This is a genomic window from Aggregatibacter sp. Marseille-P9115, from assembly GCF_920939465.1.
Classification (GTDB): Bacteria; Pseudomonadota; Gammaproteobacteria; order Enterobacterales; family Pasteurellaceae; genus Aggregatibacter; species Aggregatibacter segnis_B.
In genome coordinates this window covers 1,864,590-1,885,075 of sequence record NZ_OV100759.1, presented here as the reverse complement: position 1 = coordinate 1,885,075, position 20,486 = coordinate 1,864,590, and the positions used below count along the sequence as shown (strand labels likewise).

Below are 20,486 nucleotides of genomic sequence, written 5' to 3'. Positions count from 1 at the left end.
CATCGTACCTGCCGCCGGCGATCGCACTAATCTTACTCAATTAAGGATTGCAGAATGAAAAAACTATTCAAGCTCCACTTCGCCGTTGCGGTGGCTTTTTTGACCGGCGCGGTCATTACCGAGGCTTATTTTAACGTCGCCCAAACGGACGAGAAACCGCAGGTAATACAGTATGCCACCGATTACAGCGACAACGAAATCAGCGAACAAATCAGCGCGGAAACAGTTGCGGAAGCAAAAGCGGAATGGATCGAAGAAAACGGCGAATGGCAACCGAATTTAGATGCCGACACCGAAAAATACTTGCGAAAAACTACCGCACTTTTACAGGAACAACGAAATGCGAAAAGTAAGACGCGGTAGCGTGTGGAGCTTTGATAATCCGGACGACTACTACGAATCGTTAGAAGAACGACCGCAACGCGACGAACCGCCGGAAGATGACGAAGAACCGACGGACGACGATTGCGAATATTGGAAAAGTAATTGCTATGGCAGAGGTTAAAAATGGAAAACCAAGAACAAAAATTTGAATTAATTATCAGCACAGAAAGTAAAGTGCTGGCGTGTAATATCGCCGACTTTGAAAAACAAGCGGACAAATTTTTATCTACTCTCACGCAGTCCTTTGAAACGGACGAAGATTTCGGGCGCGCAAAGGAAGAAGTAAAACTCCTTAAAGAATTGGAAGATAAAACCCGCGCAGCGATTAAAAACGCACAGCAAGGCGATATTAATAAGCTGATCGAACAGGCGGAAGCGATTGCCGACAAATTCCGTGACGAGCGTTTAAGTCGCGACAAATTGGTAAAAGCCAAAGAAGCGGAAGTGCGCCAACGTATCGCCGAGGAAGCGATTGCGGAAATCATGGACGTTCGCACCAAAACCTGCACAGAAAGCGCAATTTCCCTTGCTTTGGAAATGACAACGCCGAAGAACGAAATAAACCAACGTATGCAATGGGCGACGAAAAACAAGCGTACCATTGACGGCTTGGTAAAAGGTGTAACCGCCGAGAAAAACTTAGTATTGGCGGAAATCGCACAAGAAATCGCGCGCTTACAATCACGTTTAAAACTTATCCCAATCTCGCACGAATATTTGTTTTCTGACGCGGTGAAATTGATCGCCGGTGAAGACGACTTGGAAGAAATCGTGGCGCAACGCATTGAAGACGAAAAACAACGCGAAGCACAACGCAAAGCCGAAGCCGAAGCGGCGGCATGTAAAGCCAAACAGGAAGCGGAAGAACAGGCAAAAGTACAAGCGGAAGCGGCGGGGGTTGCGCAGGAAATGAAAGAACAAACTCCACCGGCGACGCCGGCACAAAGTGCGGTAGAAAATCACGGCTTTGTTATCCAAATTTCATTGCCGCCAATGCCACAAGCTGACGCAGTAACCGTCGCGCGCGAAGTTAAAGCGCAATATGGCGACAAATACGAAGTAACACTAAAACCACTTAAAGGATAATTGAGATGGCCACAGCACTCCAAACATTAACCGACAAACTGGCGAAACGCTTTGAAATCGCAGACGGTTCTGACCTGATGACTACATTAAAAAATACGGCATTCAAAGGTACTGTAAATGACAGTCAAATGACCGCACTTTTAATTGTCGCCAATCAATACGGATTAAATCCTTGGACGAAAGAAATCTACGCATTCCCCGATAAAAGCAACGGCATTGTGCCGATTGTAGGCGTAGATGGTTGGGCGCGGATTTTGAACGAAAACCCGCAATTTGACGGCATCGAGTTCGATCTCGACGATGAAAAATGCACCTGCCGCATTTACCGCAAAGACCGCTCCAAGCCGATTTCGGTCACTGAGTATATGAGCGAATGTTACCGCGATATGGGGCCGTGGAAAACTCACCCTAAACGTATGCTCCGCCACAAAGCAATGATCCAGTGCGCGCGCCTTGCTTTCGGCTTTACCGGTATTTATGACCAAGATGAGGCAGAACGCATCGCGGAAACGCAGCGTGAGCCGGTAAACGTAACGCCTAAACAAAACGTGATAGACGTTTCGGCGTTGATTACATCCGAACAGAAAGAAATGTTAATCGGTTTAATTGACGCAACCGGTACAAGCATGGAAAAACTACTGACGGCATACGGTCATGCAGATATTTCCGAAATGACAAAAGAGCAAGCCGACAATGCCATATCGATCCTGAACGGTCGCCTTGATAAGCAACAAGAAAATGATGGAGAAGATGTTCCACTATGATTGACGGTCTAATAACGCTTGATTGCGAACAAGGCTCGGAAGAATGGTTAAAAGCCCGTTTAGGTATCCCCACCGCAACGGGCTTTGAAAATATTGTGACGGCAACCGGTAAAAAATCAAGCGCGCAAATCAAGTATATGGCCGAGTTGATCGAAGAAAGCATCTTGGGCGGTGGCGATACGTTTAAATCCGGTTTTATGGAACGAGGCAACCAGCTTGAACCGCAGGCGCGCGCCGCTTACGAGTTTTTAACTGGTAATGACGTTATTCAGGTCGGCGGCGTGTATCTCAACGAAAACCGCGATGTAATGGTTAGCCCCGACGGATTAATTCCGTCACTCAAAAAAGGGCTTGAAATCAAATGCCCGAAAATGAGTACCCATATCCGCTATTTGCTTGAGGGTGGCGTGCCGGCTGAGTACGTCATACAGGTGCAGGCGAATTTATGGGTAACGGGCTACGAAACTTGGGACTTTGTGAGTTATTGCCGCGAGTATCAAAAACAAACGCTTTATTTGTTTACCGCCGAGCGCGATGAAAAATTAATGAAAGCGTTTGACGAACATATCCCGCAATTTGTTAAAACGCTGAAAGCGTATAAGGGCTAATTAAGTAATTCATCCAAAGTTAAAAATGGTTCAGGATCTAATGATTGATGAAATCTTCTATCTCTGAACTTTTTCTTCAAATTTAATGCAACCTTATCCGCCACCCCAAGAATTTCTTCTGAAATATCTTTTCCTTTAGTTGCGGGAAATTGAAATGAAATATTGCAAATACAAGGAGGTGGATTTATTTCTGAGCCAGTACCTTGACTATGCTTATCCACATACTTGAAATCAAATTCAATATTTGGGAAATCTTTAGACAAATAATGTCTCAAGGCTTGAATATATTCGTCAAAATATAAATGTAATTGTTCTTTAACTTGAGAGCTTATATGAATAGTGCATTTCATGAATATATCCTTATTATTAATAATTTATTAGGTTAATAAATAGCATATACCAAATCATATTACAACAACCCGCTCACAAGGCGGGTTTTCTTTTATCTACAAACAACACTTAAATAACAGGAGGCTCGCATGAGCAAAGCTAACTTTGATAAAACATTATCTCAACTTAATCGCGGCGAATTAAACGCAGAATTAACCGACGCACTCGCTGAAGTAATTAAGGCGGTTCGCGAAACTCGCAAACAAGGGACGCTAACATTAAGCCTGAAAGTATCCATGCTTAACACACGCACCGAAAACCAAATCAAAATCACACCAATGGTTAATTCAAAAATCCCTGAATTGGATCGCGAAGAAAGCATTGTGTTCTCAACGGCTGACGGTGACGTGCTTTTCGATGACCCAAGCCAACTTAAAATGGATTTGAAAACCGTCGAAGATAAACCGGCAAGCGGTCTGAAAGTCGTTAGCAGATCCGCCGCAGCTTAAGCTTAATCGTAAATCTTAATCGCTAGCCTGTCACACGACAGGTTTTTTATTAACTCCAGAAGAGGAAAAACAAATGGAAAAAACAACCGTAAACGATATTGCCAAACTTGCGATCAATGGACTGCCTGTTGAAGATAGTTATAAAGCCGTTATTTTAAATAACGAGTTCAGCGTCGAATCGTTGGAAAAATTACAGCCTGCACCGAACCGTTTGCGCCAAAATCTGTACTTAAACACCGAACAGTCCTTAATTGATTACGCCAACAAATTCAAGGTTGCCGGCACCGCTATTTTTTCCAACTTAGATGAATTGGAGATTACTGCCGTTTTTGACTACCACGCAGATCCAGCCAATCCTCGTTGGGGCGACCATACCGCAACTTATAACTGCCCTTACTCAAAAGATTGGAAAGAATGGGCGCACAAAGACAAACAGGCAATGAGCCAAGTTGAATTTGGTGCATTCTTGGAAAATAACATTCACTGCATTGCAACTGACGGCAACATCGTAAGCGGCGCTGAATTATTGGCAATGGTGCTGGCCTTTGAAGAAACCCGCAAATCTGAATTTAAGTCGGTTAAACGCTTACAAGACGGTACTATGTCGTTTACCTACACAGACGAAAAAACCGGTGGCGGCAACGCAAAATTGCCGGAAGAAATTGTACTGGGCATCCAACCATTCCATAACGGCGATTACTACCAAGTAAAAGCACGCATTCGTTATCGCATTAAAGACGGATCGTTGTTCTTGTGGTACGAATTAATCAATCCGGAAAAAGTGGTTGAAGACGCGTTTAATACGACATTGGAAAAATTGAAAGCCAATATTGCCGATGTAGATTTCTACGAGGGCGTATTAGACTAAATAAATATGACCGCATTTTGGTTTAAAGTGCGGTCTTTTTCCAGAAAGGATGTTGTTATGAACGAAGTGAAATTGAATATAAACATTCCTTATTCGATGTTTCGGCAGATGTTTTACGACTATTTCGATAATACGATTGGCTATCACACACCGCCGAATTTGGTCATATTTACGAAAGCGCATTGGGCGTTGTTTGATAGCGAATTAAGAGATCGAATGATTGAATCGGTTACACGCAAAGATGATGTAAACAAGATAGTCGGTAATTGCGATCCGGAACTGTCAGATTTTAAAGAATGGATGATTGCACACAGAGACGCAAACGAAAAAGGAACGCTGTTAAATGTGATCAATCTGCCGGCGGATAAGTGGCATAAGGACAAGCGGATTGGTGAAAATGAAGCAAAATAAACCAATTTTAGACGCCTGTTGCGGATCTCGCATGTTCCATTTTGACAAACAAAATCCGAACGTCTTATTTGCGGATAATAGAACTTATGAATCCACTCTGTGCGATGGGCGCATGTTAAAAATAAACCCTGATGTTATACATGATTTCACCAATATGCCTTATCCGGACAAGTCTTTTAAACTGGTAATTTTTGACCCGCCGCATTTGATAAAAGGCGGTGACAAATCTTGGTTGGTCCAAAAATACGGGCGACTAAACGAAGATTGGCGAACCCAGTTGAAGCAGGGTTTTGATGAGTGTATGAGGGTGCTAGATGATTTTGGCACCCTTATTTTTAAGTGGAATGAAACGCAAATCCAAGTGAGCGAGATTTTAAAGGTTATTGGCGCTATTCCTGTAATTGGACATAAGTCAGGGCGTCTCAACAAAACTCATTGGCTATTATTCATGAAAGGGGTTTAATTATGACAGTAACAATAACAAAAGCAGAATATACAGAACTGCTAAAAGATAAAGCGCGGTTGGATTTCTTGGAATCCAATATTTGTGAATTAAATTCCGATAGTCATCATAACGACATATATTACAGCGTGGCAATTAAAGATGATCGCGGTCATTGGAATTGGTGCGATGATAATTTAACCGTTCGTGGCGCGATAGATGATGCAATGGAGGAAATAGAAGATGAGTAACGAAAATAACGGCTGGATCAGGGTTGAAGACAGACTTCCACCTGTTGGCGAAGATGTTCTTATCTTCGTGCCAACGCTGAATATTGGCGACCGAAAACAATTCGACATAGCTTGGCTTGATGACGGCAAATGCAACGATGGCTTCTGTTTTGTCGGCTCTACCTATGGTTTTGACTTGCCGCAGGTTACTCACTGGCGACCAATTCCACACCCGCCAGTTATCAAATAAAAGTTGATAACTCGATAATCCGGTAATTCCGGCTAGTTCACAGACCGCACTTTTTAGGTGCGGTTTTTTATTGGAGTAAATATGAGCGATTATTTATTTTGGTCGGCAATATTCAATTTGTCTGCGTTTTATCTGATCTATCATTTCAAACGATATAGCGACATGAGATTGCGAGAGGATGTGTTCTTCTTCCGGGTAAAAATTTGGCTAATTCAGAGAGGAGCGAAGAATGTTTTTTAACACAACGCCTGAAATCATAGACGGGCGGAAATACATTGTCCTTGAGTGCCGGTTTCGCCGTGAATGGGACGTAATAAGCGAATCTGATAAAGGCGTAACGAAAGGGCAAGCGTTAGAAATCGTCCATTATTGGAAGAAATACAAAGGCGTGGATGATAACCAAATTATGGTTATTGAGGTGCCGGATATTGTTAGACCGCGTTAAGGGAAATATAAAAAATGGAATCACAAACAATATTACTCAGTAAAGCTAAAGTGGTCGAAATGACCAGTTTGAGCTATCCGACAATTTGGCGTATGATGCGCAAAGGGGAATTCCCGAACAGTATTAAAGCGTCAATGGGGCGAGTGGCTTGGCGCAAGCAAGATATTGACGATTGGATCGCAAAGAGAATTGTCAATTAAATTAACTACCTTTGCCCGATGACGGTATTTTTGACGGTATCACCCCTAAAGCAACATAATTCAAATCTTATAAATCAACAAATTAAATGCTAAAGATATAATTGAGTGGGAATAATTAGTAAAAAAGCCTTGAATTTTCAGGGCTTTTTTATTTCTATAAAATACCTTTTTCAAGAATAGAAAAACAACTGATCAAACATTTGTCAGAATAAATATCGAAATTAAGATTAACTAGAAATGAAACTTAGGATTGGGTGGTGAACTAAGCAGAATTGGTCTTAACAGTAAGCGGTATACTGCGTCGCATCCCTGCGGGTTTCTACCTAGTCCACCATTGACTGATGATGGTTTGTAGTTTGCGACATAAAACTGATACTAAAAGTGTTTATACCTTCAGCCCGCTTATTTCAGGAGACCAATCCTGACCTTCAGACATCTTATCTTGAAAGTGACTACATGATAAAATCGTTTTAGCTGATTGTCAATTGGAGCACAACTCGATATTTCAGTCATTTTTTTCATTCTTCCTTTATTCGATAAACACCATAAATTACTTTGATTACATAGCCTTAGCTGGTGTTACCAGATTAAATTTTATGACTTTTATGAAAAAAACACATAAAATATTCTATCTGATTGCACCCACTCTAAAATCTTGTTAAAGTGCGGTACAAATTTTTCATAAAATTAGGAATTACAAATGAGTCAAGAATACTTAGATTTTGAATTACCCATTGCCGAACTTGAAGCGAAAATCGAATCTTTACGCGCTATGGCAAACCAAGATAATGACATTAATCTTGATGATGAAATTGCTCGCTTACAGAAAAAAAGCATCGAATTAACCGAAAAAACCTTTGCAAATTTAGATGCGTGGCAAGTTTCTAAAATGTCCCGTCATCCGAATCGTCCTTATACTCTTGACTACATCGAACATATTTTCACTGAATTTGAAGAACTTGCCGGCGATCGTGCTTTTGCCGATGACAAAGCAATCATCGGTGGTTTGGCGCGTTTAGACGGCAGACCGGTCATGGTTATTGGCCACCAAAAAGGCCGTACCGTCAAAGATAAAGTAAAACGTAACTTTGGTATGCCGGCACCGGAAGGCTACCGCAAAGCATTACGCCTCATGCAAATGGCAGAGCGTTTCAAATTACCTATTATTACCTTCATTGACACCCCGGGAGCCTACCCTGGCGTAGGCGCGGAAGAACGAGGTCAATCAGAAGCGATCGCACGTAACTTACGCGAAATGTCCCTCTTAAAAGTACCGGTGATTTGTACCGTTATCGGTGAAGGCGGTTCCGGCGGTGCATTGGCTATCGGCGTGGGTGATAAAGTCAACATGTTGCAATACTCCACCTACTCCGTTATTTCTCCGGAAGGTTGCGCATCTATTTTGTGGAAAAGCGCCGATAAAGCCTCCACCGCGGCAGAAGTAATGGGTTTAACCGCCAATCGTTTAAAAGAACTTGGCTTGATTGACAATATCGTTCGTGAGCCGTTAGGCGGTGCACATCGCAATTACGCTGAAATGGCGAAAAACTTGAAAAAACGTTTACTTGAAGACTTAGCTGATTTAGACGTGTTAAATCAAGAAAATCTGTTGGATCGCCGTTATCAACGCTTAATGAGCTACGGTTACGCATAGAAAAGAAAAACAAATAAAAATCCCACCGCACTTTCCTGCGCAGTCAAAAAGAGAAGAAAAGGAGAAAAGGCAATGAAACACGTACTTTCAATTCAATCTCATGTAGTTTATGGCTACGCCGGCAACAAATCGGCAACCTTCCCAATGCAATTGCACGGTATTGACGTTTGGGCGTTAAATACCGTGCAATTTTCTAATCACACCCAATATGGCAAATGGACTGGCATTGTTATTCCAAAAGAACAAATCGGCGAAATCGTACGCGGCATTGATGAAATTGATGCCTTGAAAAAATGTGATGCCGTGGTTTCTGGTTATTTGGGATCTGCCGAACAAATCGATGAAATCATCAACGCTGTGTATAAAATTAAAGCCATCAATCCTCATGCGCTTTATTTATGCGATCCTGTGATGGGACACCCTGACAAAGGCTGTATCGTAGCAGACGGTGTGCGTGAAGGTCTGATTAACATTGTTTCAGAAGCGGATATTATTACACCGAATTTGGTGGAACTCCGTGAATTAAGCGGCTTACCGGTTGAAAACTTTAAACAGGCACTGACTGCCGTACAAGCCATTTTGGCAAAAGGGCCGAAAAAAGTGCTGGTCAAGCATTTAAGTAAAGTGGGAAAAGAGGCGACACAATTTGAAATGTTGCTGGCAACCGAACAAGGCATGTGGCACATTTCCCGTCCGTTGCACCCGTTTGATCGCGAACCGGTCGGCGTAGGTGATTTAACCGCCGGTTTATTCCTCGCCAACCTACTCAATGGAAAATCAGATGTAGAGGCGTTTGAACACATGGCAAACGCTGTCAATGATGTCATGCAAACAACGTTAGAACGGGGCGAATATGAATTACAAATCATTGCCGCTCGAGATCTCATCGTCCATCCGCGCAGCCACTATAAAGCACAAAAAATCGCCTAATCTTCAACGTCCTCCCATTCAACGGGAGGACATTTTATCTGCCTATGCTTCTTGATGCCTTTTCACAGCAATTACAACGACTAGCCCCAAATCAAACCGACTTTCTTATTGGATTTAGCGGTGGTTTGGATTCCACGGCGCTACTCACCTTATTTGCAAAACTTCGTGAAAAACAACCGCACTTTCAGCTGCGCGCCATCCATATTCATCACGGATTAAGCACTAATGCCGATGCTTGGTCAGCCCATTGTCAACAAATTTGCCATCAATTTCATATTCCATTGCAAATTCAACACGTGAACGTCAGCACAGAAAATGGCATTGAGGCAGGTGCCCGCCAAGCCCGTTATGAAGCCATTGCACAGAAAATTTTACCGACCGAATGGCTCGCCACGGCACACCATCAACAAGACCAAACGGAAACGTTTTTCCTTGCCCTAAAACGCGGCAGTGGCGTGCAAGGTTTAGGCGCGATGCAGACTAAAAGCAATGTTTACGGTGTGCCCATTTTTCGTCCGTTATTGAATTTTAGCCGAGAACAATTGCTTGAGTTTGTACAACAGCAAGGGCTGAGTTGGGTTGAGGATGAAAGCAACCAAGACAATCAATACGATCGCAATTTCCTGCGTAACATCGTATTGCCTGAATTGCGCCAACGCTGGGCGCATTTTGATTCGGCAGTGCAACGTTCAGCACAACATTGTTATGAACAACAGCAACTGCTTAATGAGCTGTTAGCGGAAGAATATCAAAAAAACATCGTAAAAAATGACCGCACTTTTAACCTGCAACATTTTGCCGACTATTCGCCGGTGAAACAACGCGCTTTGTTACGCTTATGGTTGCAAGATTGGGGCGTTCCCCTCCCCTCTCTCGTGCAATTAGAACAAATCATTTCGGATGTCATTTTCGCGAAAGTCGATGCACAACCACAATTTCGCCTAGACGATAACATTGTCCGCCGCTATCAACACCGTTTATTTCTCACGCCGATATTTAACGATATTTCACAGGAATATGTTGAGGCAACATTTGATCACCCCATTTCCTTGCCGGATCATTTAGGCACGTTGTTACTGAAAAAAACACGCGAAAAAATGACCGCACTTTGGCAAGACGAAAATGGGAAAACACATCAAGAAGCATTAAATTTACCCTTAGAGGGAACGAAAGTTTGGATTCGATTTCGTTATTCGGGCAAAGTGAAATTAACCCCAAACGGCATGAATAAAGACATTAAAAAAGTGTGGCAACAGTTGAACGTCGCCCCTTGGCAACGCCAACGCATTCCGCTGATCTTCTACGATGATAAGCTACAAAGTGCGGTCGGTTTTTTCACTGTTTTTCAAAATTAAGGCAAACAAAAAGGCGCATCAAAATGCGCCTTTGTTGTCTTTATCGACTGAATTAAATCGCCCAACCGCAAGCGTAGAAAGCCACTAAAACAACGGCAATCACAACGGTGCCGATATTTAAGCGTTTGAAGTCGCCACTCACCACACGGCCAATCACCAATGCGGCAAAGCCCAACATGATGCCGGTCACGATATTCGCCGTTAACACGATAAACACCGCGCAAATCAAACCACTCATGGCGCCAACGAAATCATCAAAATCTAGTTTGCTGACGTTGCTTAACATCAATAATCCCACGTACATTAACGCCGGTGCTGTCGCATAGTTTGGCACTAAAAACGCTAATGGTTGGAAGAACAACATTAATAGGAACAATACGCCAACAACGATGGCGGTGATACCTGTTTTACCGCCCGCGGCAGTCCCTGCTGCGGATTCGATATACACGGCTGCCGGTGCCGTGCCGAAAATACCGGAGAATAAGCTACTTACGGAGTCGGAGGTTAAGGCTTTACCGCCATTAATGATTTGACCGTCTTTATCCAATAAATCCGCTTGTCCCGCCACTGCGCGGATAGTGCCTGTGGCATCAAATACCGCAGTCATCACTAAAGCGAACACCACCGGTAAAATAGCCGGTTGTAATGCGCCCATGATGTCTAACTGCAAGAATAAAGACTCTTCGCCGAAACTTGGCATTTTGAAGACTTGGCCGTTAAAGGTCACATTCGGATCGAAAATTAAGCCGACTACGGTAATCGCAATGATCACCCATAAAATGCCGCCTTTCACTTGCATTTTTTCTAAGCCGATAATTAACGCCAAACCAATTAATGACATCATCACCGGAAACGCAGTGAACTCGCCCAATTTTACCGGCAAACCGGCTTGGTTGCTCACCACAAGCCCTACTCCGTTTGCAGCGATTAAAAGCAGGAATAAACCGATACCGATACCTGCACCGTGTGCAATTCCGACAGGTAAATTACGCAAAATCCAAGCGCGAATGCCTGTGGCAGAAATCAGGGTGAAGAAAACCCCCATTAAAAAGACCGCACCTAAGGCAACCGGAATACTCACTTTTTGTCCGATAACCAAGCTAAATGCCGTAAATGCCGTTAAAGAAATAGCACAACCGATTGCCATTGGCGCATTGGCCCAAAAACCGATTAAGAGCGAGCCTAAGCCAGCCACTAAACAGGTCGCAATAAAGACCGATTCCGCCGGGAAACCCGCCGCACTTAACATGTTCGGCACAACGATAACGGAATACACCATGGCAAGGAAAGTGGTTAAACCGGCAACAATTTCTTTGCGTACGGTAGAACCGCGTTTAGTCAACTCAAAGCGTTTTTCTAAAGCGGAAGATTGAGAAGATGACATGAAATTACCTTTTAATTTGTCGTTGAAAAAAAGAGGCGCTATTTTACCGCAACACCAAAAGAAGTAAACGTTTGCGCAAGAAATTGCCGAAAATATCTCTATTCTCTTTACGCCGCTTAAACACTAAAAATCCCTTAGTTTTAACAACATAGAAATCTTGATGAAAACAATTCTCTAAAAGTAAATAACTTATTAATAAAGCTCATTTTTTGATTAAAAAATCGGTGCTATACTAGCACATAATTTATGTTACCAATAAGGGGAAATTAAAATGTCCATTTTAGTGACCGGCGGTGCCGGTTATATAGGCTCGCATACCGTCGTCGAATTATTAAATGCCGGCAAAGATGTTGTGGTGTTAGACAATCTTTGCAACTCTTCGCCAAAATCCTTAGAACGCGTGAAACAAATCACCGGCAAGAGTGTAAAATTTTATGAAGGCGATGTGTTAGATCGCGACTTGTTACAAAAAATCTTTGCTGAAAATCTGATTCATTCCGTCATTCATTTTGCCGGTTTAAAAGCCGTTGGCGAAAGCGTGCAAAAACCGGCCGAATACTATATGAACAACGTCACCGGCTCATTGGTTTTATTACAAGAAATGAAAAAAGCCGGCGTGTGGAATTTCGTCTTCAGTTCTTCCGCCACCGTTTACGGCGATCCTGAAATCATTCCGATTACCGAAAACTGCAAAGTGGGCGGCACGACTAACCCGTACGGCACCTCTAAGTTTATGGTGGAACAAATCCTGCGCGACATCGCCAAAGCAGAACCAAAATTCAGCATGACCATTTTGCGCTATTTCAATCCGGTGGGCGCACATGAAAGCGGTTTAATTGGCGAAGACCCGAATGGCATTCCAAACAACTTATTGCCTTACATCAGCCAAGTGGCAATCGGCAAATTGCCACAACTTTCCGTATTCGGTAGCGATTACGATACCCATGATGGCACCGGCGTACGCGATTATATTCATGTGGTGGATTTGGCGATTGGCCACTTAAAAGCGCTGGATCGCCATCAAGATGATGCCGGCTTGCACATTTATAATTTAGGCACCGGCGTAGGCTATTCCGTCTTAGATATGGTAAAAGCCTTTGAACAAGCCAATGACATTCAAATTCCTTATAAATTAGTAGATCGTCGCCCGGGCGACATTGCCACTTGCTATTCCGATCCGAGCCTTGCCGCCAAAGAATTAGGCTGGAAAGCCGAACGTGGCTTAGCTCAAATGATGAAAGACACCTGGAATTGGCAAAAAAATAATCCGAAAGGGTATCGGGATTAAGCCTTATGCACGAACTCTCTTTGTGTCAAAACATCATTGAAATTGTTGAGCAGCAATGCAAACAACACAATGTCAACAAAGTCACCGACCTCTGGCTGGAGGTCGGTGCCCTTTCTTGCATTGAACCCAGTGCGTTGGAATTTGGCTTTGAAATGGCGGCACAAGGCACACCGGCAGAAAATTGCAAGCTTCATTTAATTCCAATTCCCGCCAAGGCTTGGTGTTGGGATTGCAAACAATTCGTCGAAATTCAAGCCAATAACAGCACGTGCCCAAATTGCGGCAGCGTGCATTTACAACGACAAAGCGGCGATGAACTCCGCATTAAAGAAATTGCCGTTGAATAAAATTTCCCTGAAATCATGATGACAGAACAACCGATTAAGCCTTCTCTCGCCACTCAAATTTTCAGCCGCAATATGCTGATTTGTGTTTTTACCGGCTTCAGCTCCGGTTTGCCACTTTTCGTGCTACTGCAAATGTTGCCAATTTGGTTGTCAGATAACGGCATTAGTGTGCAAACCATCGGGGCTTTTACCTTAGTCACGCTGCCCTACACGCTCAAATTTTTGTGGGCGCCTTTGCTGGATCGCTATTTTCCTCGATTTCTCGGTCGCCGTCGCAGTTGGCTCGCCATTTCCCAACTCTTCCTTTTGCTGAGTCTTTACTTGATCGGTTTATACGATCCGAAAGAACAAATGCAAATGGTCATTTTTCTGGCTACGTTCATCGCCTTTATGTCCGCCACCCAAGACATTGTGTTGGATGCCTATCGACGGGAAATTTTGCGTGATAACGAATTAGGTTTAGGCAACACGATTCACATTAATGCCTACCGAATTGCCGGTTTGATTCCGGGCGGACTGTCATTGTATCTCGCCACGTTCCTGCCATGGAAAACGGTGTTTTTATTGACCGCACTTTTCATGCTGTGTGGGCTATTTATGACCTTCTTTTTAAGTCGCGAACCACAAATTCAAATTCATCAAAACAAGCAGCCGTTCTATCAAGCTTTTACCATTCCGCTACAAGAATTTTTCCAGCGTAAAGGCATTTATGCGGGGATTGGCTTTATCGCGTTTCTCTTTCTGTATAAATTCGGCGATGCTCTTGCCACCACGTTACAAAGTAAATTCATCGTGGACATGGGCTTTAGCAAAACAGACATTGCCTTAGTGGTAAAAAGTACGGCGTTGTGGTCGAGCATTATTGCCGGCATGGCAGGCGGCATTGTGATGTTGCGTCTCGGCATTAACCGCGCCCTTTGGGTCTTTGGTTTTATTCAACTGATTACTATCGGCGGGTTTATTTGGCTTGCCGGATTTGATTATTTCCACGTTGTCGATAACGCAGCGCGCTTAAAACTCGGCATTGTGATTTGTGGCGAATACATTGGCGTGGGGCTCGGCACGGCGGCGTTTGTTGCCTTTATGGCACGGGAAACCAACCCGCTTTACACCGCCACTCAACTGGCGTTGTTTACCAGCCTTGCCGCCTTACCGAGCAAAGGGCTCGGTGCGCTTTCAGGCGAAATCGTTGCCGCAGTGGGTTACTACCATTTCTTCTGGATTTGCTTATTTTTAGCGATCCCGGGTATGCTCTGTTTATGCTGGGTTGCCCCCTGGAACGAAAAAGTCACCGTGCCGAACGCAAGCAATTGACATTTTTAGGGAATTAAGCAACCATACGCCACGATTAATAAAACATTTTCAAAACTGACCGCACTTTCTTCCCGAAATAGGAAAAGTGCGGTGGTTTTTTCAGTTATTTTTCATTTAAAAAAGAGGACAACATGAAAATTATTCTATTAGGCGCACCGGGCGCAGGAAAAGGCACACAAGCACAATTCATCATGAATAAATTTGCCATTCCGCAAATTTCCACGGGCGACATGTTACGCTCTGCGATCAAAGCCGGCACCGAATTAGGCAAACAAGCGAAAACCTTAATGGACGCCGGTCAATTAGTGCCGGATGATTTGATCATTTCCTTAGTGAAAGAACGCGTAGCCCAAGCAGACTGCGCCAAAGGTTTCTTACTTGACGGTTTCCCTCGTACGATTCCCCAAGCAGATGCATTGAAATCTGCCGGCATCGCCATTGATTATGTACTAGAATTTGATGTGCCGGATGAAGTGATCGTAGAACGCATGAGCGGTCGTCGTGTACACCAACCTTCCGGTCGTTCTTACCACATCGTTTACAACCCACCAAAAGTGGAAGGCAAAGATGATGTGACCGGCGAAGATTTAATTATCCGTGCCGATGACAAACCGGAAACCGTGTTAGACCGCTTGAAAGTGTATCACAACACCACCAAACCATTAGTAGATTACTACCAAGCAGAAGCCAAAGCGGGCAACACTCAATATTTCCGCTTAGACGGCACTCAAAAAGTAGAAGATGTCAGCAAAGAATTAGACAAAATCTTAGCTTAATTGCTAATAACAAGAAAAAGAAAGCTGAATCTCTTTTGAGATTCAGCTTTTTATTTTGATGAAAGAAAAATGCGGTGGATTTTGAAAATGTTTTTGAGGTTGAAAAAACGTTTGAAAAAATGACCGCACTTTTCAAAAACAGAACGATGGTTCAAGCGTCCTCGCTTGGACCAAATAAGCACAAGCGTGGACGCTTGCGCTATCGTGGGGGTTGAAAAACGTTTGAAAAAATAACCGCACTTTTTAAAAACAAAACGATGGTTCAAGCGTCCTCGCTTGGACCACATAAGCACAAGCGTGGACGCTTGCGCTATCTTGGGTACACCTCACAACTGCACTTTTATACTTAGTCAGAATTAGCCCTATTTGCCTCTAATTGATCGAAAGCCTCAACTACATCATATAAGAAGCAATAAATCATGGAAAAAACATCAATATATGCGGATGCCTTATGATCTGTCTCAACTAAAATATAGGGAATAAATACTGAATTATCTTTTCCTATTATGAAAGATAGATCTTCAGGTAAAGCTTCAAAGCCAGACTGGAGTGTTTTTGCGTGTATTATGTAATTTATAGCATCCCATAGATCATTTATTACTGGTCTATTGTTTATAGCCTTCCATTTCCATCTTGAACTTGTCATTTTAAACTTTTTGGCTTTAGGGAATTGTTCAAGGATTCTTCTGCAATTTAATGCGAAACTACTTACTATCTCTAACATTTTTACTGCTAATGTATTAATAACTAAATCATGTTTTTTCGGATAAGCAGTACTAGTCATACCCCACAACAAAGTAGCCTCATCTAGTGCTAAGTCAAATGATTTTCTGATTATTACTTCCATATCTGATTAAATTGTAATTAGTTGCAATTTTCCACTATTATATATAACAAAAAATATTACTCTAAAACTCGCTTAGTTCTAGTATAACTTTCTGAACATTGAACGAATATGATATTCGTCCGCCAAAAAACTTCTATTACCATCTATTTTATTTCAGCAATCAAATTCAAAACCCGCTTGTCCGACACCTGATACTTCGTCCCCAACTGCTGCGCAAATAAACTCACACGCAATTCCTCGATCATATAGCGAATCTCCGCCACTTCATCAGAAATCGGTTTGGATTTCGGCAGTTTGGCGAGGAGTTGTTGGTAAGCTTGTTGCACTTGTTCTACGCGTAACATAGCGGCACGGTCGCGGTTGACGTCTTGGGCGAGTTTATCCATGCGTTTATCGATGGCTTGCAGATAGCGGAGTAAATCCGATAGGCGGGCGTAGCCGCTTTTTTGCACGAAGCCTTGATAAATCAAACCTGAAATCTGGCTTTTCATATCAGAAAGCGCAAACGCCATGGTGAAATCCATTTTGCCTTTAAGGCGTTGATTAAGCTGGTGGGTGAGTGTGAGGATCTGCTCTACTTTTTGCGCAATATCCACGGTGACTTCATTAACGTTTTCACGCACGAAATCCCGTAGCCTATCAAAGCCTTCTTCGTTCCACACAAAGCCGCCAAAATCGGCAATGAGTTTATCCACGGCACAGGCGATACAGTCGTCAATTAAATCCAACACACGACCAAATGGCGTAAAATACAGCCCTAATTTGGCTTTATTCGGTAATTTTTCATGCAGATATTTAATCGGTGACGGCACGTTGAGCAGCAACAAGCGACGCAAACCTTGTTGCATTGCCACCGCTTGTTCAAATTCCGTTTCAAACAGTTTAATGCCCACCGCATCTTTTTCGTCCACAATGGCAGGAAAGGCTTTCACACTGAAACCGCGCTGTTTTTGTTCGTAACATTGCGGCAGCTCGGCAAAACTCCAAATGTGCAGCCCGCTTTGCTCAATGCCATCATCTGCCACCGCAGAAATGCTTTCTTGCACACGATCTTTTAAGCTAAATTTCAGCTCGTCTAAATTCATGGATTCGGCGATTTTCTTGCCGTTTTCATCCACCACACGGAAAGTCATTTTCAAATGGCTCGGGATTTGTTCCCAATGCCAATGTTCCGCCTCTACGGTGACACCCGTCATACGACGCAATTCATAAATCAACGTATCCAACAACGGCTTTTCCAACGGCACAGCACGCCCTAAAAAGGCTTGCGCATAATTCGGTGCCGGCACGAAATTACGGCGATAAGATTTAGGCAGAGACTTAATCAGCGCAATCACCAGTTCTTCCCGCAAGCCTGGAATTTGCCAATCAAAGCCCGTCATTTCCACTTGGTTGAGCAACGGCAACGGAATATGCACGGTCACGCCGTCCGCATCGGTACCCGGTTCAAATTGATAAGTTAATTTGAGTTTTAAATTGCCTTGATGCCAGAAATTCGGGAAATCGAGCTTGCTCACTTGTTCCGCGTCGTCGTTAATCAGGAAAGAACGCTCAAAATTGAGTAATTCGGGATCTTGTTTCTCCGCCTTTTTCCACCAAGTATCAAAATGCTTTTGCGACACCACGTCAGTGCCGATACGCTGATCATAAAACTCAAATAAAGTGCGCTCGTCCACCAAAATATCGCGGCGACGGCTTTTGTGTTCCAATTCTTCAACTTCACGAATCAGCTGCTGATTTTGCTTGAAGAATTTATGCTTAGTGTTCCAATCCCCTTCCACCAAGGCAGATTGAATAAAGATCTCACGACTTACCGTTGGGTCAATTGAGCCGTAATTCACCGGTCGTGCTGACACAATCGGCACGCCATACAGGCTCACCTTTTCATCGGCAATCACCGCCCCGCGAGATTTCGACCAACGCGGCTCGGAATAGGATTTTTTCGTTAAGTGTTCGGCGAGCGGCTCAATCCATTCCGGCTCAATTTCCGCCACCATTCTCCCCCAAAGTTTAGAGGTTTCCACCAACTCTGCCGCCATCACCCACTTCGGTTGTTTTTTGAAAAGCACGGAATTGGGAAAAATCGCAAAATGGGCATTGCGCGCGCCAAGATATTGTTGTTTTTCTACTTCTTTTAAGCCGATATGCGACAGCAAGCCGCTTAAAAGTGCAGTGTGAATTTGCTGATATTCGGCTTTTTCCGAATTAATCGGCAAGCCCATTTCACGCACGGCAAGGCGAATTTGTTGATAAATATCCTGCCATTCGCGAATACGCAAATAATTTAAAAAATCCTTTTGGCATTGGCGACGGAATTGATTTTTCGTCAATTCTTTTTGCTGTTCTTGCACATAATTCCAAAGGTTCAAGAATGCTAAGAAATCCGATTTTTTATCGGCAAAGCGACGATGTTTTTCATCGGAAGCCTGTTGTTTGTCTGTCGGACGTTCACGCGGATCTTGAATGGATAACGCCGAGACGATAATCATCACTTCATAAACGCTGCCAAAATCGACCGCACTTAGAAGCATTTTGGCAAGGCGCGGATCGACCTGGAGTTGGGCAAGTTGGCGACCAATTGCAGTTAATCGGCGTTTTTCACCCAATTTGGTTTGAACGGTTTCAAACGCCCCCAACTCTTCCAACAACTTCACGCCGTCTTGAATGTGCCGTTTATCCGGCGTATCTACAAAAGGAAACGCTTCAATGTCATCCAAACCCAATGCCGTCATTTGCAAAATGACGGAAGCCAAATTGGTACGCAAAATTTCCGGATCGGTAAATTCCGGGCGATTGTTAAAATCCTCTTCCGAATAAAGACGAATACAAATACCTTCGCTCACCCGTCCGCAACGCCCTTTCCGCTGATTAGCAGATGCCTGTGAAATCGGCTCAATAGGCAAGCGTTGCACTTTGGTGCGATAGCTATAACGGGAAATGCGTGCTGTACCTGGGTCAATCACATATTTAATGCCAGGCACGGTTAATGAGGTTTCCGCGACGTTGGTCGCTAATACTATGCGATTTAGCCCACTCGGATGGAAAATTTTGTTTTGTTCTTGCGCTGACAAGCGGGCAAAGAGCGGTAGGATTTCCGTGTGTTTTAGATTTTGTTTTTGCAAGGCTTCGGCAGTATCGCGAATTTCCCGCTCGCCGTTCATAAAGATCAAAATATCGCCGCGTCCTTCCGCTTGAAGCTCGTCCACGGCATTGAGAATGCCTTGTAGCTGATCTTGATCGTCTTCTTCCGCAACAGGGCGATAACGCACTTCCACGGGATAAGTTCTGCCCGAGACTTCGATAATCGGCGCATTGTTGAAATGCTTGGAAAAACGTTCCACATCAATGGTGGCTGAGGTGATAATGACTTTTAAGTCCGGACGACGTGGCAGAAGCTGTTTCAGATAACCGAGAATAAAATCGTTGTTCAAGCTACGCTCGTGGGCCTCATCGATAATCAGGCAAGAATATTGATTGAGGAAACGATCCGTTTGAATTTCCGCCAGCAAAATCCCGTCCGTCATCAACTTAATTTGGGTGTTGTCGCTAATCTGATCGTTAAAACGGACTTTATACCCCACTAAATCTCCAAGCTCTGTTTGCAATTCTTCCGCAATTCGAGCAGCTACCGAACGTGCCGCAATACGGCGCGGTTGGGTGTGTCCGATGGTGCCTAGATTGCCGAATCCTAGCTCCAAACACATCTTCGGCAACTGCGTGGTTTTACCCGAACCGGTTTCTCCCGCCACCACGATCACTTGATGCTCGGAAAGCAGTTTTTCAATTTCAGCTTTGCGTTGGCTAACAGGCAGGCTTTCCGGAAAAACGATGGGATTTTGCACCGCACTTTTACGATTTTCTACACGTAATCTTGCTTGTTCAATTTGCTGTTGGATTTCAGCCTCAACGGCTTGCTGCGCTTCTTGGCTTTTAATCTTACCGATGCCGTGAATGCGGGCAGATAAACGACGTTTATCCACCAACATAATGTCAATTAATTGAGAAAAAAGGGATTGTTGTAAAGGGGTTAATTCGTGCTTTACCGTTTTATTCTTCATACTGAT

At 43.6% G+C, this 20,486-nt stretch carries 24 protein-coding genes; 20 read left to right on the top strand and 4 right to left on the bottom strand.

Translation table 11 applies throughout. The features are described 5' to 3' along the window. The first annotated feature begins 54 nt into the window (after window positions 1–54). The 5 genes from LQ983_RS09025 to LQ983_RS09005 are packed head-to-tail and all read left to right on the top strand — an operon-like array spanning window position 55 to window position 2,842. A complete protein-coding gene (locus LQ983_RS09025) occupies window positions 55–363 on the top strand; it encodes a hypothetical protein (protein ID WP_230622429.1) in 309 nt (102 codons plus the stop codon). Beyond that, entirely contained in the window at window positions 341–505 is a 165-nt protein-coding gene (locus LQ983_RS09020) for a hypothetical protein (RefSeq protein ID WP_230622428.1), read from the top strand. The genes LQ983_RS09025 and LQ983_RS09020 overlap by 23 nt, the downstream gene beginning before the upstream one ends. A gap of 2 nt (window positions 506–507) precedes the next feature. Next, window positions 508–1,470: a hypothetical protein gene (locus tag LQ983_RS09015; protein ID WP_230622427.1), complete on the top strand. Its 963-nt coding sequence runs from the start codon at window positions 508–510 to the stop codon at window positions 1,468–1,470. A gap of 5 nt (window positions 1,471–1,475) precedes the next feature. Continuing rightward, window positions 1,476–2,234 (top strand): phage recombination protein Bet, encoded by a 759-nt coding sequence (gene bet / locus LQ983_RS09010; RefSeq protein ID WP_230622426.1) that lies wholly within the window; start codon window positions 1,476–1,478, stop codon window positions 2,232–2,234. Continuing rightward, on the top strand, window positions 2,231–2,842 hold the full coding sequence (locus tag LQ983_RS09005; RefSeq protein WP_230622425.1) for a YqaJ viral recombinase family protein: 612 nt from the start codon (window positions 2,231–2,233) through the stop codon (window positions 2,840–2,842). The genes bet and LQ983_RS09005 overlap by 4 nt, the downstream gene beginning before the upstream one ends. Here the strand turns inward: LQ983_RS09005 and LQ983_RS09000 are convergent. After that, window positions 2,839–3,192 carry a hypothetical protein gene (locus LQ983_RS09000; protein ID WP_230622424.1) on the bottom strand — a complete coding sequence of 118 codons (354 nt, stop codon included), beginning with the start codon at window positions 3,190–3,192 and terminating at the stop codon, window positions 2,839–2,841. The genes LQ983_RS09005 and LQ983_RS09000 overlap by 4 nt on opposite strands. A 129-nt stretch (window positions 3,193–3,321) precedes the next feature. Between LQ983_RS09000 and LQ983_RS08995 the strand changes: the two genes are divergently transcribed. The 11 genes from LQ983_RS08995 (at window position 3,322) to tilS (ending at window position 10,466) form a co-directional block, all read left to right on the top strand. After that, window positions 3,322–3,681 (top strand): hypothetical protein, encoded by a 360-nt coding sequence (locus LQ983_RS08995; RefSeq protein WP_230622423.1) that lies wholly within the window; start codon window positions 3,322–3,324, stop codon window positions 3,679–3,681. 73 nt (window positions 3,682–3,754) lie between these two features. Beyond that, complete coding sequence (locus tag LQ983_RS08990) at window positions 3,755–4,549, top strand: DUF2303 family protein (protein WP_230622422.1); 795 nt, start codon at window positions 3,755–3,757, stop codon at window positions 4,547–4,549. A gap of 57 nt (window positions 4,550–4,606) precedes the next feature. Next, entirely contained in the window at window positions 4,607–4,960 is a 354-nt protein-coding gene (locus LQ983_RS08985; protein WP_230622421.1) for a hypothetical protein, read from the top strand. Continuing rightward, window positions 4,947–5,423, top strand: coding sequence for a class I SAM-dependent methyltransferase (locus LQ983_RS08980; protein ID WP_230622420.1), 477 nt, complete (start codon window positions 4,947–4,949; stop codon window positions 5,421–5,423). Before LQ983_RS08985 ends, LQ983_RS08980 begins: the two co-directional genes overlap by 14 nt. A gap of 2 nt (window positions 5,424–5,425) precedes the next feature. Then, window positions 5,426–5,653, top strand: coding sequence for a hypothetical protein (locus tag LQ983_RS08975; protein ID WP_230622419.1), 228 nt, complete (start codon window positions 5,426–5,428; stop codon window positions 5,651–5,653). Further along, window positions 5,646–5,882, top strand: a complete 237-nt coding sequence (locus LQ983_RS08970; RefSeq protein ID WP_230622418.1) for a DUF551 domain-containing protein — start codon at window positions 5,646–5,648, stop codon at window positions 5,880–5,882. Before LQ983_RS08975 ends, LQ983_RS08970 begins: the two co-directional genes overlap by 8 nt. Before the next feature lie 229 nt (window positions 5,883–6,111). Beyond that, window positions 6,112–6,327, top strand: coding sequence for a hypothetical protein (locus tag LQ983_RS08965; protein ID WP_230622417.1), 216 nt, complete (start codon window positions 6,112–6,114; stop codon window positions 6,325–6,327). Between the two features lie 14 nt (window positions 6,328–6,341). After that, a complete protein-coding gene (locus LQ983_RS08960) occupies window positions 6,342–6,527 on the top strand; it encodes an AlpA family transcriptional regulator (RefSeq protein WP_230622416.1) in 186 nt (61 codons plus the stop codon). Window positions 6,528–7,227: 700 nt separating this feature from the next. Further along, window positions 7,228–8,181, top strand: coding sequence for an acetyl-CoA carboxylase carboxyl transferase subunit alpha (gene accA / locus LQ983_RS08955; RefSeq protein WP_006718686.1), 954 nt, complete (start codon window positions 7,228–7,230; stop codon window positions 8,179–8,181). A 72-nt stretch (window positions 8,182–8,253) separates the two neighbouring features. Then, window positions 8,254–9,111: a pyridoxal kinase PdxY gene (gene pdxY, locus LQ983_RS08950; RefSeq protein WP_230622415.1), complete on the top strand. Its 858-nt coding sequence runs from the start codon at window positions 8,254–8,256 to the stop codon at window positions 9,109–9,111. Between the two features lie 44 nt (window positions 9,112–9,155). Further along, a complete protein-coding gene (tilS, locus tag LQ983_RS08945) occupies window positions 9,156–10,466 on the top strand; it encodes a tRNA lysidine(34) synthetase TilS (RefSeq protein WP_230622414.1) in 1,311 nt (436 codons plus the stop codon). 52 nt (window positions 10,467–10,518) lie between these two features. On the opposite strand, the gene LQ983_RS08940 is transcribed toward tilS, so the two are convergent. Continuing rightward, window positions 10,519–11,850, bottom strand: a complete 1,332-nt coding sequence (locus LQ983_RS08940; protein WP_006718692.1) for an NCS2 family permease — start codon at window positions 11,848–11,850, stop codon at window positions 10,519–10,521. A 271-nt stretch (window positions 11,851–12,121) separates the two neighbouring features. Between LQ983_RS08940 and galE the strand changes: the two genes are divergently transcribed. The 4 genes from galE (at window position 12,122) to adk (ending at window position 15,575) form a co-directional block, all read left to right on the top strand. Further along, complete coding sequence (gene galE / locus LQ983_RS08935) at window positions 12,122–13,138, top strand: UDP-glucose 4-epimerase GalE (protein WP_230622413.1); 1,017 nt, start codon at window positions 12,122–12,124, stop codon at window positions 13,136–13,138. A gap of 5 nt (window positions 13,139–13,143) precedes the next feature. Continuing rightward, the gene (gene hypA / locus LQ983_RS08930; RefSeq protein ID WP_230622412.1) at window positions 13,144–13,485 is read left to right on the top strand and encodes a hydrogenase maturation nickel metallochaperone HypA; all 342 of its coding nucleotides are present in this window, start codon (window positions 13,144–13,146) and stop codon (window positions 13,483–13,485) included. Between the two features lie 15 nt (window positions 13,486–13,500). Then, complete coding sequence (locus LQ983_RS08925) at window positions 13,501–14,799, top strand: AmpG family muropeptide MFS transporter (RefSeq protein WP_370636668.1); 1,299 nt, start codon at window positions 13,501–13,503, stop codon at window positions 14,797–14,799. A 131-nt stretch (window positions 14,800–14,930) separates the two neighbouring features. Further along, window positions 14,931–15,575, top strand: coding sequence for an adenylate kinase (adk, locus tag LQ983_RS08920; RefSeq protein WP_109432199.1), 645 nt, complete (start codon window positions 14,931–14,933; stop codon window positions 15,573–15,575). A gap of 346 nt (window positions 15,576–15,921) precedes the next feature. On the opposite strand, the gene LQ983_RS08915 is transcribed toward adk, so the two are convergent. Together LQ983_RS08915 and hrpA are read right to left on the bottom strand one after the other, a co-directional pair. After that, entirely contained in the window at window positions 15,922–16,422 is a 501-nt protein-coding gene (locus LQ983_RS08915; protein ID WP_230622411.1) for a hypothetical protein, read from the bottom strand. Window positions 16,423–16,565: 143 nt separating this feature from the next. Continuing rightward, window positions 16,566–20,480, bottom strand: a complete 3,915-nt coding sequence (hrpA, locus tag LQ983_RS08910; RefSeq protein WP_230622410.1) for an ATP-dependent RNA helicase HrpA — start codon at window positions 20,478–20,480, stop codon at window positions 16,566–16,568. Window positions 20,481–20,486: the final 6 nt, after the last annotated feature.